We start from the raw sequence: 1,591 nt of genomic DNA, 5'->3' as shown, positions 1-1,591 counted from the left end.
GGACGGTGACGGGCCGCGCCCGGCGCATGAGGCGCCACGAGGGCCGCGCCGGGTGCTTGCGGCATCACGACGCGTCCCGCGCCGGGCGCCTGCGGCATCACGACGCGTCCCGCGCCGACGCGGCGGGGCCCGTGCCGGAACCACTGGTTCCCGGCACGGGCCCCGCCGTGCGCGCGTGCGCCGCGCGAGACGTCCCCACGGCCACCCGGATCAGGGAGCCGGCGACTCCTGCGGCTGCGGGACGACCCCCGTCGCCGCCACGTACCGCGCCAGCACCAGCTTGCCGATGGCGGGGTAGGCGCCGAGCGGCTCCGCGGCGGCGCAGTCCGCCTCCTTGACCGCCGCGTCGAGCAGGCCCTCGGGCAGCTCGGGGCCGACCAGGTAGGGCGCGAGCGCGAGCTGGGCGGAACCCGCCTCGCGCAGCTGCTGGGCCACGGAGGCCACCGAGCCCTCCTCGTCGAGCGCGGCGGCCATCACCGGCACCGCGAGGCGCGCGGCGAGCAGCATGCCGGTGATGCCGGCGGTCTGCGCCGCGTCCTTGCCGCCCACGGAGGCCAGGATGATGCCGTCGGCCGCCGTGGCGACCGTGAACAGGCGCGCGCGGTCGGCGCGTGCCAGGCCCGCCTCGGAGAGGCGCACGTGCAGCGCCTCGGCGAGCAGCGGGTGCGGGCCGAGCACGTCGGTGACCTCGGCCTGGGCGCCGCTTTCCGCGACGGCCTCGCGTATCCGCGCGATCAGGCCGGCGTCGCTCCCCGCGAGCAGCGGCACGACGACGGCGGCCGGGCCCTCGGGCTGCTCGGCCTCCCGGCCGGCGGCCTTGGCCAGCTCGTAGCGTTCCTCGCGCAGCGCGGCCGCCCTGGCCACCGCGCCGCCGACGGTCGGGAACTCCTCGTCGTCGCCGTCGAGGAACGCCGCCGCAGCTTCGAGCCCCGGCAGCTCGGAACGGGTGATGCTCGCGAGCTCGTCGGCCAGCGCGCGGGCGGCGGGGCCCGGCGTGCCGGGCACGGCCAGGACCAGCGTGGGCGCGCCCTGGGGAGCGGCCACGGTGTCCGGGCGTCGGTGGCGCCCCGACTGGCGGGGGCGCGGCATTCGTACGGGCAGGCCGGGTGCGGGCCCAGTGGGGGTGCTCATGGCGCCGAATGCTACTGGTTTTGCCGGTGCGTCTGTTCGGGGAGGGGGAGGCTCCGAGCGAGCCGTCCGCATTTGTCGCTTAGGTGGCTTTCCGATTATGCGCCCGACGGTATCCGCGCACGCGGGGGGCCCGCGCCCCTGCCCGGGCCGGCCCCGGCGTCAGGGGTGCGATACGGACAACAGGCGCGGATCGAGCGGCAGTAGGGGCCCGTCCTGGGCCAGGGCCGCGGCCAGTGCCAGCGCGCCCGCGAGCGGGTCGCCGGCGGCCTCCACGTGCACGGCGTGCGGCAGCCTGGCCGCCAACTCGGCCCGTACCGGCCCCAGCAGGACCTCCCCCATGCCGAACAGCCCGCCCGTGAGGGCCACCCGGCAGTCGCCGGAGGGCGGGCACACCGCCGCCGCCGCGTCCGCGATGTGCCCGGCCGCCGCCGCCAGGACGGCGTCCGCGACGGGGTCGCTC

At 78.4% G+C, this 1,591-nt stretch carries 1 protein-coding gene and 1 pseudogene; both read right to left on the bottom strand.

Going from position 1 to position 1,591, the window contains the following annotated elements:
• Positions 1–210: 210 nt before the first annotated feature.
• Positions 211–1,131 carry a sirohydrochlorin chelatase gene (locus tag L1885_RS28190; protein WP_235799976.1) on the bottom strand — a complete coding sequence of 307 codons (921 nt, stop codon included), beginning with the start codon at positions 1,129–1,131 and terminating at the stop codon, positions 211–213.
• Between the two features lie 159 nt (positions 1,132–1,290).
• A pseudogene (locus L1885_RS28185) lies at positions 1,291–1,591 on the bottom strand (ATPase); the annotation flags it as partial.

It is taken from the genome of Streptomyces fuscigenes, assembly GCF_021556455.1.
Classification (GTDB): domain Bacteria; phylum Actinomycetota; class Actinomycetes; order Streptomycetales; family Streptomycetaceae; genus Streptomyces; species Streptomyces fuscigenes.
This window is presented reverse-complemented; position numbering and strand designations above follow the sequence as displayed.